The sequence below is a fragment of the Deltaproteobacteria bacterium HGW-Deltaproteobacteria-6 genome, from assembly GCA_002840435.1.
GTDB lineage: Bacteria > Desulfobacterota > Syntrophia > Syntrophales > Smithellaceae > UBA8904.
Map to the genome: position 1 here is coordinate 184,185 of PHAT01000005.1, position 14,873 is coordinate 199,057.

Consider the following 14,873-nt stretch of genomic DNA (forward strand, 5'->3'; position numbering starts at 1 on the left):
TGACCATTGGAGCAAGAAAGATACGCATTAAGGAAAATACGGCGGGAAGACAAATAATTGGACGAAATTCAAATTAAATTTAACTAAAAAAAATTGTGATCATGTCGCCAAATTAAGAAGCCCTTAAAAAACACCGTCAAGTTTATTACCACAATGGGAACATGAATTGTCCGATAGGTTATTATCTGTAATTCGATAACCATTACGTTTAATTAGCAGCCTTTGGCAATTGGAGCAATACGTATTTTCGCCGTCATCACCCGGCACGTTGCCACTATACACATATTTCAACCCGGCTTCTTTCCCGATATCACAGGCGCGATGCAGCGAAGAGACGGGGGTTGAAGGTGTCGAAAGCAGCTTGAACTGAGGATGGAATCTGCTGATATGCCATGGAGTTTCCGAACCCAGGCTGGAAATAAACGCGGCAATCTCTTTCAATTCTTCCGGAGAATCATTCAAACCGGGGATAAGCAATGTGGTGATTTCCAACCAGATTCCCTGCTGCTTCATTTTTATCAAACTGTCCAGAACCGGTTTGAGTCGCGCGCCACACTGTTTCTTATAAAATTCATCCCGAAAAGACTTTAAATCCACATTGGCGGCGGCAAGATAAGGCGCAATTATTTCAATCGCCTCCAGTGTCATAAACCCATTCGTAACAAAAACATTTTTCAAACCTTCACCGCAGGCAGTCTTTGCGGTTTCCAGAGCGGTTTCCATATAAACGGTAGGTTCCGTATAGGTATAAGCAATCGTTTTGCAAGAACTTTTTTGGGCGCGCTCTACGATGGCCGCAGGTGACGTATCTTCGCCCATAATCATCAAGGTGGAGCGAGGCATTTGGGATATTTCATGATTTTGGCAAAATTCGCAGCTTAAATTACAGCCGACGGTGGCAATGGAATAGGATCGTGAAGCGGGATAAACATGAAAAAAAGGTTTTTTTTCAATAGGGTCAACATGCTCGGCAATCAGTGTCCCGAAGACAAGGGAGTACAAAATACCATCCCTGTTTTCACGGACACCGCATAGCCCGCGCCGATCGGGGTTTATTTTGCACCGGTGGGCGCATAGCGCACATTGCACACGGGAATCGGCAAGCTTTTTATAAAGTAACGCTTCTCTGATCATCGGTCAGCCTCTTTTAACATGCCCCGGACAGCCTCCGGAGCTCCGGTCTCCGTATCGGCTTTCAACTCGAATGAATTTATAATGGGGTTTTGAACGGTTCGGTAAGTATATCGAACAGGAACTATCATACCGACAAATGCACCCAATGGATTATTTTTCATTGGGAAAAGTTCTTCCAGTTCCGAGAACAGCGTATAAACAGGACTGGGGAGGTAAATAACGGACCCCCACCTGATGGAAGAAGTTTCCACTGTTTCTTTGATAATGGATTGCATTTCACCGATAGAGAAGAAACGAATGGCGGGGACGGTGGGAAAGCCAAAAAGTTTTCGCACAGAGCGTTCGGTTCCTGCCAGAAAATGCTTATTGAAAAAGCCGATAAATACACGGTTACGGCTGACCCGGACAGCCTCAGCAATGATTTTTTGCGGGTCGCCCGGAGGCTGCGGACCATTCATCAGAGTGACAATATCAAATTCATTATCGGAAAAAGGAAGGTCTGTGGTGTCTCCCTGAACCAATTCACATTGATTACCAAGTTTTTTCCGGGCCAGCTCCAGAGCTTTAGCCGACGAGTCAATTCCCGTCAGGACACATTTTTCCTGTTGGAACAAGCGCAGATAGTTCCCTGTTCCGCAACCCACATCCAGCAGAGATTCCCCCATGGCAGGAGACACTAAATCCAAAATTAGTTTTTCTTGACGGGAAAATATATATTGTCCTAATTCTGATTCCAGCCATTTCTCCCCTGACGCGGCCTGAAGTGGATCGAAAGACATGAAGCCAACCCCTCCCATTGCTGCATAACATTTAATTATTTCGCAACACCTACACGATCATCAATCTTGGATGGACTAACACTAATTCATATCTTTATTATAATCAATATCAAGATAATTGCCTCAGGCAAATTTTCATCCGCCGATGTCGGACATGTCACGATGGCATTTTTTCAGATGCCTGTCTGTGCAGTCCAGATCGTGTTTTTCGGGTTTCAGCAATATCGCCTGACGGATAAGGCCGGAGAGCTCGGCATCATCACAATGACGATTGAGAGCCGCCTTCAAATCAATTTCTTCATCCTTAATCAGACAAGCACGCAGTTTCCCATCGGCCATCAGGCGCAAACGGTTACAAGTTGAACAAAAATGATCGCTGACCGGATTAATAAACCCAACTTCACCCGGTCCGCCTTTCAGCCTATAAATTCTGGCCGGTCCGTCTGATTTGTTCTTTTTGCCCGGCAAGGGCTCAAGCTGAAGATGTTTACTGATTTTTGCGAACAACTGGTTTGTCGGCAGGAAGTCTTCGGGTTGATCTGCGTTTACCTGACTGATCGGCATAAGCTCGATAAATCGGATTTGAAAAGGTTTTTTCATCGCCAATTGCGCAAAATCAAGAACCTCATCGTCGTTGAAGCCGGTCATCACAACCGTGTTGATTTTTATAGGGGAAAAGCCTGCCTTTTCGGCAGCAGCAATGCCCCGAAAAACATCGTCAAGGTTTCCGCCTCTGGTTATTTGAAAATATTTGTCTTTGTCGAGAGAATCAAGACTGATATTGATTCTGGTGATACCGGCTTTAAAAATATCTTCTGCATACTGATCCAGGAGAATGCCGTTGGTTGTTAAGCTGATATCCTGAAGGCCCCGTATTTTTTTCAAATCTTTAGCGAACTCAACAAAGCCCCGGCGGACAAGAGGTTCACCGCCAGTCAGCCGGATCTTGATCATGCCCATCTTAACCGCTTGGGAAACGATGCGAAGAATATCTTCATACCGGAGAATATCGTCATGCCCTTTCAACGAAATTCCTTCCTTGGGCCGGCAATATGTGCAACGTAAATTGCATCGTTCTGTAATGGAAACTCGCAGATAGTTTATATCTCTGTCGTATTTATCCAGCATGACTTTACTACAATCTCCTTAATTACCTGACTGGCGTTCATAGCATAAACCATCAGACAAAACAACTTTAGCCTGTGGAATAGAATAGAATCCTTCAATGATCCGGATAAGCGCATATATACTGGAAACAAAAAGTGAAATGTTTCTTGACAGGACACTGTTTCTCGTTTAAACAAAAATTTAGCGAGTTTCCTGCCTGTTGTTGAACAATAAAGATCACGTCAGAGCAAGGCAAAATAATCTGGAGTGTTTATGGACAAGATACCTATTACTAAAGAGGGCTTTGAGAAATTAAAAAAGGATCTGGAGACCATCAAGAATGTGTCCATCCCTGAAAATGTTCGTGATATTGAAATAGCGCGTGCCCATGGTGACCTTTCCGAAAATGCGGAATATGCTGCAGCAAAAGAACGTCAGTCCCATCTTTACGGCAAATCACAGGAATTGGAAAATAATCTGGCTTCGTGCAACATAATCGATATAACGGGGATAACCAGCGACAAGGTTGTTTTTGGATGTTTTGTGACCATAGCCGATATTGACAGTGACAACGGTGAAGAAATAAAATATCAGCTGGTCGGCCCTTTTGAATCGGATATCAATCAAAACAAAATTTCAGTAACATCACCTATCGGCAGAGCATTAATCGGGAAAAAAATTGATAGTGAAATTACCGTAAAAACACCGGGCGGTACCCGCAATTTTCAAGTTATCGACATTTCGGTTGACTAAGTGATCAGCCCCGGAGCTACCGGACATTAATTTTTACCATTAAAAAAGGCAGATCCTGTTGAAGTGATCTGCCTTCTTTAATCTATATTGCGACGGGTTAGTTTTACATTAATCTTTCAGCAACACTAATCCGGTTAATCGCGCGAGCAAGAGCCAAACGCATTTTTTCATAATCGTCATGCTCCTTGGTCAGTTGCGCCAAACTCGCCGTAGCCTTTTCTTTTGCCCTCGTCGCTCTGTCTTTATCAATGGCATCAGCTCTTTCCGCCGTTTCAATTAATATGGTTACTTTACTGCCTGTCACTTCCGCATAGCCGGTATTGACGGCATAATTTGTCTTTTTACCGGCAACCAGAAAATAAAGTTCACCAATATCCACTGATGTTAAGAAGGGTTCATGGCCTCGCAAAACCCCAAATTCACCTTCTGTTCCGGGAATTGTTACTTCATCCACTATTCCGGAAAAAGCAATTTTTTCCGGCGTTACAACTTCAAGCATTAATTCATCCGACATTGAAATCCTCGCTTATCAGGAAAGCTTCTGAGCTTTTTCTATCGCCTCTTCGATGCCACCAACCATGTAGAAAGCCTGCTCAGGCAAGTCATCATGCTTGCCTTCCAGGATTTCCTTGAATCCTCTAACTGTATCGGGCACGGAGACAAATTTCCCTTCCGTTCCCGTAAACTGAGCGGCAACGAAGAAGGGCTGCGAAAGGAATCTTTGAATCTTTCTGGCGCGGCTAACTGTCAGCTTATCGGCTTCGGAAAGCTCATCCATACCCAAAATGGCAATGATGTCCTGCAAATCTTTATATTTCTGCAACGTTACCTGAACCTGTCTGGCGACCATATAATGATCCTGACCTATAACGTTAGGGTCAAGAATACGCGATGTTGAATCCAGAGGATCCACCGCGGGATAAATACCCAGTTCGGCAATCGGTCGGGACAAAACGACGGTTCCGTCAAGATGCGCAAAGGTGGTTGCCGGCGCAGGGTCGGTCAAGTCGTCCGCGGGAACGTAAACGCACTGAACGGCCGTAATCGAACCCTTGTTGGTGGATGTAATACGTTCCTGCAGTTCACCAAGATCGCAGGCCAATGTCGGTTGATAACCGACGGCAGAAGGCATGCGTCCCAGCAAAGCGGATACTTCAGAACCGGCCTGTGTGAAACGGAAGATGTTGTCGACGAACAAAAGAACATCTTGGCCTTCGATATCACGGAAATATTCCGCATTGGCCAGAGCCGTCAATGAAATTCGCGCGCGGGCTCCGGGCGGTTCAGTCATCTGCCCATAAATAAGGGCAGCCTGTTTGATAACACCTGATTCCAGCATTTCGCGATAAAGATCGTTTCCTTCACGGGTTCTTTCACCGACGCCCGCGAACACGGAAATGCCGCCGTGGTGCATGGCAATGTTATGAATCATTTCCATCATAACGACGGTCTTGCCGACGCCTGCTCCGCCGAACATGCCCATTTTACCGCCACGGGGAAATGGAACCAGAAGATCAATAACTTTAACGCCTGTCTCCAGAACGTGAACGGATGTATCCTGCTCCATGAACGTCGGAGATAGACGATGGATCGGCATGTGCGTTTCAGCATTAATGGGTCCCAGACCATCCACGGGGCGACCTACAACGTTCTGAATTCTGCCAAGAACCAGACCATCGGTAACATCCATGGCGATACAGCGGACAACGTTGTCGCCCAAATGCTGCGCTACTTCGACAACCAGATTATCTTCATTGTCGTTGATCGCCGGATTGGTAATTAAAATAGCGTTTAAAATACTGGGAAGTTTCCCCTCTTCAAAAGCCACGTCAACAACGGGTCCAATAACCTGAACAATCTTTCCGATATTCATAACTATCTCCTTACAAATAGTCGCATTAATATATTTTACATGCGGCAGATTACCGCAGAAAAATTAACCTTTCGACAAAGCTTCGGTACCGCCAACGATATCCATTAACTCCGCCGTAATTGCCGCCTGTCTTGCTTTATTCATTTTCAGCGTCAAACTGCTGATCAGTTCTTCGCAATTGCTGGTTGCATTATCCATGGCAGCCATCCGAGCGCCGTTTTCACCGGCTGATGTTTCCAGGAGAGCCCGATAAACCAAAACATGAACATACATCGGCAGTAATTTATGCAGCAACACTTCATCCGATGGTTCATAAGTATAATCAAGACGCTTATCAGAATCCATCTCCGTATCCTGGCCGATTGACGGTAAAGGAAACAGCCGGACAATTGTAGGCTTCTGAACGGAAACATTGACAAACTGATTATAGATTAAATAGAGTTCGTCATACTCCTCTTTGATAAAAGGGGTAATAACTTCATCCGCAATGGAAACCGCCAGCGTCATGTCAAATTTACTTAAGACATCAACCTTTTGTGCAATGATGTTCGACTTCTTTCGAAAAAAATCCCGGCCTTTGCGGCCGACGCTGACTAAGGCAATTTCTTTGCTTTCTTTTCCTTTTTCCTTTAAGAATCGCTCTGTTGCTTTAATAAGGTTTGTATTGAACCCGCCACAAAGCCCCCGGTCGGACGTCATACAAATAACTCTTATTTTTTTGGGGTCACGAACCGCCAGCAATGGATGAGAAGAACTATCCACACGTAAAGCAACACTACTAAGAACATCCATAAATTTTCCAGCGTAAGGCCGGAAATTTTCCATCTTCATCTGCGCCGATTTAAATTTTGACGCGGCAACCATATTCATGGCGCGTGTGATCTGCTTCGTCTTTTGAACGGCGCTAACTTTTCTTTTTATGTCTTTAAGCGAGGCCACTGAAGATTCTCCTCAACTGTTTAATTTGGACTTTAATCCGTCGTTCCTGTAACCAGAATTTTTACCACAAAATTCTATTTCATCTTCTTTACAATTTATTCCGCCACAAAAACGGAGTCGAATGCAGTCAGAGCATCCTTCATCTTCTTTTCCAGCTCAGGCGAAATAATCTTTTTATCTTCTATTTCTTTCAAAATATCAGAATGCTTGCTTTCAACGAAACTCAACAACTGTTTTTCATAGGCCTGGACTTTTTCAACATCGACTTTATCAATAAAACCTCTTGTTCCCGCAAACAGGACAACAATTTCCTGTCCCAGAGACATGGGCTGATATTGCGGCTGTTTAAGCAACTCAACCAGACGAACACCACGATCCAACTGCGCTTGCGTGGATTTGTCGAGATCGGAACCGAATTGGGCAAATGCTGCCAGTTCACGGAACTGGGCCAGATCAAGTTTCAGCGTGCCGGCAACCTGCTTCATCGCCTTCACCTGGGCTGCGCCGCCGACGCGGGACACGGACAGACCGACGTTGATAGCCGGTCGGATACCGGAGAAGAACGAACTCGGTTCCAAATAAACCTGGCCGTCGGTAATTGAAATAACGTTGGTCGGAATGTAGGCCGACACATCGCCCGCCTGGGTTTCGATAATCGGCAGAGCGGTGAGCGATCCGCCGCCCAACTCCTGACTGACACGGGCTGAACGTTCCAGCAGACGGGAGTGATTGTAAAAAATGTCGCCGGGATAAGCTTCACGTCCGGGAGGACGACGTAAGAGCAGTGAAATCTGACGGTAAGCAACTGCCTGTTTGGACAGATCGTCATAAACAATCAATGCATCCTGGCTCTTATCTCTAAAGTATTCACCAATACTGCAACCGGCATAGGCCGCGATATACTGAAGTGTTGCGGGATCGGAAGCGCATCCGGCAACGATACATGTGTAAGACATCGCGTCATGCTGTCTTAATTTTTCCACAACCTGCGCCACGGTGGATTTCTTCTGGCCGATGGCGACGTAGATACATTTAACGCCCGTATCTTTCTGGCGAATGATCGCATCGACGCAAATGGCTGTTTTACCAATCTGGCGGTCGCCAATAATAAGTTCACGCTGGCCGCGTCCGATCGGCGTCATGGCATCAATGGCTTTGAGGCCCGTGTACATCGGCTGGTTAACGGGTTGGCGCGCGATAACACCTGGGGCAACCATTTCAATTCGGCGAAACTCGGTGGCTTCAATGGGGCCTTTACCATCCAGTGGCGCTCCCGTCGCGTCAATGACACGGCCGAGCAGTCCTTCACCCACCGGAACCTGCGCGATTTTACCGGTTCTCTTAACGATATCACCTTCTTTGATATGTGTAACTTCTCCCAGAACGGCAACACCGACATTATCTGCTTCCAGGTTGAGAACCATACCCAGAATGCCGCCGGGGAATTCAAGAAGCTCCATAACCATTGCGTTTTGAACACCGTAAACTCTCGCGATACCGTCACCGACAGACAGGACTGTTCCTGTTTCGCTTATATCCAGCTTTTTTTCATAGCTTTTAATTTGCTCAGAAATAATTTGACTAATTTCTTCCGCCTTGATTGCTTCCATGTTTATCTTGCCTCCCCTAAGAGATTCCTCATATTATTCAATTGGTTTTTGATGCTGCCGTCATAAAGCGTATCACCAACACCAATAACTATGCCACCTAATAGGCCCTTGTCTGATTCAACCGTTACTTCAACTTCGCGGCCCGTCATTTTTTTCAAATTAGAGGTTATGTAATCCTGCGTCTCACCGGATAGAGGAAATGCCGTCCTCAAAGTTACTCTCACTTTTTGAAGCGTTTCATCCATCAACTGCCTGTAGCAGCTTTCAATGTCCGGTAAAACATCGATCCGTTTCTTATCGATCAGCAAATTTAAAAAATTGATTGTCATTTTAGAAAGCGATAATTTGCCGATGATCTTATCCAGCACTTTCTTCTTAGCTTCCTCGTCAAAGATCGGATTGGCTAAAAAGCCACCCAAATCTTTATTCTCTGCAACAATTGAAGAAAACTGACTGAGCTCGTTATAATACTGTTCCAGTTTCTTTTCTTCCTCGGCAATTTCAAAAAATGCGCGAGCGTATCGTTTTGAAATATTGCTGATCAATTTTTGTTCACCACCTTATCCATATATTCCTTGACCATCGCTTCATGGTCCTGTGCTGTTATGTTCTTCTTTAGTATTTCTTCCGCCATTTGCACTGAAAGGGCAACTGCTTCACTGCGCAACTGACCGGAAGCTTTATTCAACTCCTGTTCGATGCGCGCCTGCGCGTCTTCTTTCATTTTCTGGGCGGCCTTGCTTGCATCTTCAATGATCTTCTGCTTTTCGACAACACCCTGAGCCTTGATCATTTCAAAAATACCGTCAATTTCCAGAGAAGCCTTGTCGATCTTTTCCGCATACTCCCTGTACTGCTTCTCGGCATCCGCCTTTTGAACGGCTGTGCTTTCCAGGGAATCCTTGATGTCCTGACGCCGGCCGGCAAAAAAGCTTTTGATTTTCGGTGCTAACATCCATACCAGAAAGCCAATGATAATAGCGGCATTAAGCGTCTTCCAGGCAAAATCTTTCCATTGGGATCCGCCTTCACCATGCCCCTCGCCGCCACCTGACGCATAAACCATGCAAGCCGAAGCGAAAACGATAAACAGGGAAAGAAACAGCGAAAAATTAATTGATCGGCGTGAATACTTCATTGCATTCTCCTTCCCAGAATCTTTTCCGCAATTTCCAGAGAAAGCTTACGGGACTGGCCGTCAAGTATCTGCCGAGCAGCTTGCATCTCCGCATCCATCTTCTTTTGAAATTCTTGATACATTATTGGTATTTCATTACGGACGGCATCGACAATGCCTTTGGCCTGCTGAGCACCTTCCGTGATAATCTCTTTTTTCAGATCAGAAGCGCTCGTTTTTGCCTTATTGAGTTTTTCATCATATTCGGCGGCTTTTTTATCCACAGAATCTTTGAAAAGCTTAATTTCATTTTCGAGCTCTTCAAGCTGTTTTTTACGGCGGTCTATGATGGACAAAATGGGTTTATAAAGAAGATAATTGAGGATAAAAACTAAGGCTATGAAAGTAGCCATCTGAACGAAAAGTGTTAAATCTGGAATTACGGTAACCACAACTTACCTCGTCTTTTTTCAGAACTTATTATCCATACTTGCCATGGGACAATAAGGTGAATTAAATTTAATCTAACATTTCAAACAGCGTAATCTCTGGCAGTGATTTGTTACAGAAGCTGACGTTCAATAACCGGGCTCGCTGAAGCTAGCCACACCGCGAGGACGGAGGTTACTAACCATACACTTGTTTGGTTGTCAAGCTTTTTTATGACCGACGGTCTAATTTTGATAAAATCACAGCTATGATAGTTTAAATAAGTGCTTGAAAGAACTTAATCCACTGATGATTGAACTATTTTTTGCTCCTTTGCATCAATCATATGTGACCGTCCATCAAAAAGCGCCCCCTCTTCCATGATGAAGACCGGTGTCCGCACGTCGCCGAGAAATTTTCCTGTGGAGTGAATGTTTATTTTTTCCTTCACATCAATACTGCCTTGAACTTCACCGCCGATATAGACACTGTGAACGGCAATGTTGGCCTTCACCAAAGCACCCTCACCGATATCAACAGACCCTTGCCCGAAAATCTCTCCTTGAAAATCGCCGTCAATACGAACATTGCCGTTAAACATCAGTTTACCGACAAACTCGGCGCCCTTCCCTAAAAAAGCTTTCGTATCTTCAACATGTTTCTTCTTTTCCCACATACTTTTCTCCTTATGATTCCGAATAAAAAACAGATCAGCGTTGCAAGATAAATCTGCGCACGCTGACGTTCATTAACAACCCTATCGCGGCCAGCAATGACACTATCGCTGAACCGCCGTAACTTAAAAAGGGCAATGGAATGCCGACAACCGGCAGCATACCCAAGACCATTCCCATGTTGATCACCACCTGCCAGGCAATCAGTACGGTAATGCCAAATGCCAGTATCGTGCCCAATAAATCTTTTGAATGCAAGGCAATTTTCAACCCCCAGATGATCAAGGATATAAACATCATCATCAGGATCAAACCGCCGACAAATCCCCACTCTTCCGCAAACACGGAAAAAACGAAATCCGTCTGCTGTTCCGGTAAAAACTTCAGCTGGGTTTGTGAACCTTTTAAAAATCCCTTGCCCAGAAATCCTCCGGAACCTATGGCGATCATGGATTGGATAATATGGTAGCCCGTACCCAAGGGATCAATCTCGGGCGAAAGAAAAGTCAGTAATCTGTCTTTTTGATAATCTTTTAAAAAGAACCAGGCCATGGGCAACATCACTAAAATACTGACAGCGGTTATCAACAGGGACTTCCAGTTCATTCCGATAAAAAGAACAATCGAAGCGGCAACAATGACGATCATCAATGCCGTCCCTAAATCCGGTTGTTTCAAGATCAGGACACAGGGAAACAACACCATCACGGCAGGAACAAACAGTTCCCGCAACAGATAGGGCTCGTTAGATTTATGATCATCAAAATATCTGGCCAGAACAATAATAACACTCACCTTCATTAATTCGGAAGGTTGAAATAAAACGAATCCGAAGGATATCCACCTTTGCGCGCCATTGGCCGTATGACCGAATAAAGCAACAACAATCAGGGATAGAACGGAAATCGCATAAATAATATATGCAGCCTGATTGATGGCCCGGTAATCAATTAAAAAAGTAATCATCATTAAAAAAAGACCGAACAGAATCCATTGAAGTTGCTTTAAGTAAAGGGGTGATTGATTATCGCTGAGACTAAAGCCGGTGGAATAAATATTAATAATGCCAATGGCACAAATAGCCAGCACCAACCCACACAGAGTCCAGTCAAAATTCTGAAATATACGGCGATCGTATTTAAAAAAAATCATTTTCTTCCTTAATAAGAATCCTTCCTTGAACGATAAACATGAAATACGTAATCAGTCTTCCGGCTGACCGGCCGGCTGAATTTTTGCGGCAACCTTAACCGCTTTTTCTTTTTTCCTGGCATCAAAGTAAGCGTTCAGAATTTTACGGGCAATCGGAGCGGCAACCGCACCGCCGCCGCCGGCATTTTCAGCAATCACCGCCACGGCGATTTCCGGACTTTTCATCGGAGCATAGCCGACAAATAAGGCGTGGTCTTTATGAAATGCGGTAATTTTTTGTGTACGGCGCGCCTTCTCATTCTGCGGCAATCCCACCACCTGCGACGTTCCGGTTTTACCGCAAACGTCTGCAGAAGGCCTGCGCGCAGCAGCTCCGGTGCCTCCCGGTTCATTGACAACACCCCAAAGTCCGTGGCTGAGCACTGATATCGTCTGCGGACTTAACTTTAATTCGCCTTTTTTCTCCGGCAGATATTCTTTAACAACGGTTCTATCGGACAACTCAATTCGCTGAATAAGATGGGGACGCCACAAAGTACCGCCGTTAGCCAAAGCGCTGTATGCCTGCACCAACTGCAGCGGGGTTGTTAAATTGAACCCCTGGCCGATGGATATTGATATCGTTTCACCGAGGTGCCACGGCTCTTTCATACGAGCCAGCTTCCAGTCCCGCGTGGGCACCAGACCCCTTCGCTCGTGAGCAAGATCAATGCCGGTAGCCTCCCCTAAACCGAACAACCGGGCGTATCGCGCTATTTTATCCACGCCCAACATCTTCCCAACCGTATAAAAATAAACATCACAGGACTCCACCAGCGCCCGATGCAGATTGACGGATCCGTGTCCATGCTTTTTCCAGCAGCGGAACGATCTGTTGCCCAAACTGAAAGAACCGCTGCAGGATATTCTGGTTTCAGGCGTAACGATGCCCTCTTCGAGGGCTGCCGCGGCCACAATAAGTTTATAGGTCGAGCCGGGCGGATACTGTCCGGAAATGGCTCTGTTGGACAAAGGGTTCAACGGATTCTTTTGCAGTTTTTCCCATTCAGCGCGAGCAATGCCGCTGTTGAATAAATTCGGATCAAAAGACGGCAGACTGACCATCGCCAGAATCGAACCATCACGCGGATCCATTGCCACAGCCGCACCGGCTTTACCTTCAAAGGCTTCCCAGGCAGCCTTCTGTAATTGGGCATCTATGGTCAGCACAACGGTGGAACCGGAAGTGGGATCAATCCGCCCCAGGTTCTTAATGACTTTGCCGAAGGCATTGACTTCAACCAGTTCATTGCCTCGGCGGCCGCGAATATAGGGATCAAGAACTTTTTCGATGCCATACTTTCCCGTGATATCGCCGGACAGATAATCTTCCTCCGATTTTTCCAATTCTTCCTTGCTGACTTCACCCGTGTAACCGATGATCGGTGCGATCATTTCCCCATCCACATAGAGGCGGACCGGCGTGACATCGACATAAACACCCGGCAGGTCAATGGCGTTGGTTTCCACAAGGGCAACTTTTTCGATGCTGACGTTTTTTTCCAGTCGCACCGGCAGATAGGGTTTAAGCGTCTTGGGAAAAGGCAGATCGGATGAGTAATCGATCGATTTGGTTTTATAAATATCTTTAATTTTCCGGATCATTAACTCCGGATCCACACCTTTTGTGGGCATGTAAAGCACATCAAAAGAAGGACAGTTGTCCACGATCACCGCGCCATTGCGATCCATAATCAGACCGCGCAATGGCTGGATTTTGCGAAAGCGCACGGCATTGTTTTCCGACCGCTGTTTAAGTTCATCTCCCTTGATGACCTGCAAATACCATAGTCGAATCATTAGGACAAGCAGGGTCAGGACAACCAGGATAATGACAACTTTAAGCTTCTGCCGAAATTCCGCGGGTTCCGGTCCGTTGCGAAGATTGCCTTGTTTTTCCATACACTAATCCTTCTATCTTTCGCATCGCGTAAAAAAAGCCGACGGAAAGAACACTAATCAGCAAAGCCTGTGGCACAAAAACGAGAAACACATTACTCAGCATGTCAACGTCAGACACAATATGGTAGAGTAGAATCAGCATCAGCGACTCCAGCAGAGAACAAACCAGACTGAAAAGAGCTATGAGATAAAGCTTTTCCGAAGCAAGCCGCAATGAAACAAAAAAAGAAAGTAAAAAAATAAGCAGATAAGCAAGCGTGAATAATCCGAGAGGCGCTCCGGACACACAGTCAAACACAAATCCCGAAAGGCCTGTCAGGATGATTCCTTTCATCAAATCCAGACGAAATCCGGCATAAATCACGACAACCAGCGACAGTTCCAAAACCAGCCAGCCTGAAAAAAGGATATCGGCCAGGGTGGTTTGTAATACAACCAGCAAAATTGTCAAAAAAGGCAATAATAAATAATAAATCATTTTGCAGTTTTCTTTCCCTCAGAAAATTCCCCTTGCCCGGTCGTTAAAACCAGAACTTCCTCCAGCATGGAAAAATCAACAAAAGGGGCCACCCGGATCTGCAAAAACAACCCGACGTCCATCCGGTCGACGTGGCTCACCTTGCCGATAAGCAACCCCTTGGGAAAAATGTTACTCATTCCGGATGTCACAACCACATCGCCTTCCTTGACATCCTGAACTTTGGAAATATACCGGACGACGCAGCCGCGCGATCCCGCGCCGCGAACAATTCCCTGCACCCGCGTTCGTTGTATCAGAACATCCACGTTGGAATTTTCATCAATCAGCAGGAGAACTTTCGAACTATGCCAGGAAACATCCGTCAATCTTCCGATAAGTCCGGGCGGAACAAGAACCGGCATCCCGGATTTCAGACCGTGCGCACTGCCTTTGTCAATCCAGAGGGTTTTGGAAAGGGCTGCCTGTTCTTTGGCAATCACCCGGGCAGCCGTGAATTTGTACTGACGATCTTCCAGCAAAGACAGAAGTTTTTTCAATCTTTGCGCTTCAAGATAGCCTTCTTTATAAAGAATCAGCTCCGCCTGGAGAGCGGCAATTTTATTTTTCAGACTCCGATTATCTTCTTCCAGTCCGACCAGGTGAATATAGCGCAACCAGGCGTTTTCGACGCCTTCAATGGACGCATTGAACAATCGCTGAACAGGCGTTGCCGCTTCCAGAACAAGCTTTTTTACAACACCCGCACCGGAATCGTACTTTAAACTATACGAAAGCAGAACAAGAGCGGCGGCAACAACTACGCCAATAAAGATGACGGTCCGATAATTCTTAAAAAACATATTCGACCTAATATCTTCTACCGATAAAGACCGATTCAGGAAGCG

16 protein-coding genes are annotated in these 14,873 nt (G+C 45.6%); 1 reads left to right on the forward strand and 15 read right to left on the reverse strand.

Annotated features, from left to right (window positions below; translation table 11 throughout):
• Positions 1-123 precede the first annotated feature (123 nt).
• The 3 genes from amrS to moaA all read right to left on the reverse strand — a co-directional run bounded on the left by amrS (position 124) and on the right by moaA (position 3,041).
• Complete coding sequence (gene amrS, locus CVU71_11040; GenBank protein ID PKN18694.1) at positions 124-1,131, reverse strand: AmmeMemoRadiSam system radical SAM enzyme; 1,008 nt, start codon at positions 1,129-1,131, stop codon at positions 124-126.
• On the reverse strand, positions 1,131-1,931 hold the full coding sequence (locus tag CVU71_11045) for a hypothetical protein (GenBank protein PKN18051.1): 801 nt from the start codon (positions 1,929-1,931) through the stop codon (positions 1,131-1,133). Before CVU71_11045 ends, amrS begins: the two co-directional genes overlap by 1 nt.
• Positions 1,932-2,048: 117 nt before the next feature.
• A complete protein-coding gene (moaA, locus tag CVU71_11050; GenBank protein PKN18052.1) occupies positions 2,049-3,041 on the reverse strand; it encodes a GTP 3',8-cyclase MoaA in 993 nt (330 codons plus the stop codon).
• Between the two features lie 252 nt (positions 3,042-3,293).
• Here moaA and CVU71_11055 point away from each other — a divergent pair, with 252 nt between their 5' ends.
• Entirely contained in the window at positions 3,294-3,773 is a 480-nt protein-coding gene (locus CVU71_11055; protein PKN18053.1) for a transcription elongation factor GreA, read from the forward strand.
• Between the two features lie 103 nt (positions 3,774-3,876).
• Here the strand turns inward: CVU71_11055 and atpC are convergent, their stop codons facing one another.
• From atpC to CVU71_11115, 12 genes are all read right to left on the reverse strand, one after another.
• Complete coding sequence (atpC, locus tag CVU71_11060; protein ID PKN18054.1) at positions 3,877-4,287, reverse strand: ATP synthase F1 subunit epsilon; 411 nt, start codon at positions 4,285-4,287, stop codon at positions 3,877-3,879.
• Between the two features lie 15 nt (positions 4,288-4,302).
• Positions 4,303-5,646 (reverse strand): F0F1 ATP synthase subunit beta, encoded by a 1,344-nt coding sequence (gene atpD / locus CVU71_11065; protein ID PKN18055.1) that lies wholly within the window; start codon positions 5,644-5,646, stop codon positions 4,303-4,305.
• 63 nt (positions 5,647-5,709) lie between these two features.
• Complete coding sequence (gene atpG / locus CVU71_11070; GenBank protein PKN18056.1) at positions 5,710-6,585, reverse strand: ATP synthase F1 subunit gamma; 876 nt, start codon at positions 6,583-6,585, stop codon at positions 5,710-5,712.
• Between the two features lie 95 nt (positions 6,586-6,680).
• Positions 6,681-8,195 (reverse strand): F0F1 ATP synthase subunit alpha, encoded by a 1,515-nt coding sequence (locus tag CVU71_11075; GenBank protein PKN18057.1) that lies wholly within the window; start codon positions 8,193-8,195, stop codon positions 6,681-6,683.
• Between the two features lie 2 nt (positions 8,196-8,197).
• Positions 8,198-8,740, reverse strand: coding sequence for a F0F1 ATP synthase subunit delta (locus CVU71_11080; GenBank protein ID PKN18058.1), 543 nt, complete (start codon positions 8,738-8,740; stop codon positions 8,198-8,200).
• Positions 8,737-9,333, reverse strand: a complete 597-nt coding sequence (locus tag CVU71_11085; GenBank protein PKN18059.1) for a hypothetical protein — start codon at positions 9,331-9,333, stop codon at positions 8,737-8,739. The genes CVU71_11080 and CVU71_11085 overlap by 4 nt, the downstream gene beginning before the upstream one ends.
• Positions 9,330-9,764, reverse strand: coding sequence for a hypothetical protein (locus CVU71_11090; GenBank protein PKN18060.1), 435 nt, complete (start codon positions 9,762-9,764; stop codon positions 9,330-9,332). Before CVU71_11090 ends, CVU71_11085 begins: the two co-directional genes overlap by 4 nt.
• Before the next feature lie 275 nt (positions 9,765-10,039).
• Positions 10,040-10,417 (reverse strand): hypothetical protein, encoded by a 378-nt coding sequence (locus CVU71_11095; protein ID PKN18061.1) that lies wholly within the window; start codon positions 10,415-10,417, stop codon positions 10,040-10,042.
• A 34-nt stretch (positions 10,418-10,451) separates the two neighbouring features.
• Entirely contained in the window at positions 10,452-11,567 is a 1,116-nt protein-coding gene (locus CVU71_11100) for a rod shape-determining protein RodA (GenBank protein PKN18062.1), read from the reverse strand.
• A gap of 51 nt (positions 11,568-11,618) precedes the next feature.
• A complete protein-coding gene (mrdA, locus tag CVU71_11105; protein PKN18063.1) occupies positions 11,619-13,508 on the reverse strand; it encodes a penicillin-binding protein 2 in 1,890 nt (629 codons plus the stop codon).
• On the reverse strand, positions 13,447-13,986 hold the full coding sequence (locus tag CVU71_11110) for a hypothetical protein (protein PKN18064.1): 540 nt from the start codon (positions 13,984-13,986) through the stop codon (positions 13,447-13,449). Before CVU71_11110 ends, mrdA begins: the two co-directional genes overlap by 62 nt.
• Positions 13,983-14,828, reverse strand: coding sequence for a rod shape-determining protein MreC (locus CVU71_11115; GenBank protein ID PKN18065.1), 846 nt, complete (start codon positions 14,826-14,828; stop codon positions 13,983-13,985). Before CVU71_11115 ends, CVU71_11110 begins: the two co-directional genes overlap by 4 nt.
• Positions 14,829-14,873 lie beyond the last annotated feature (45 nt).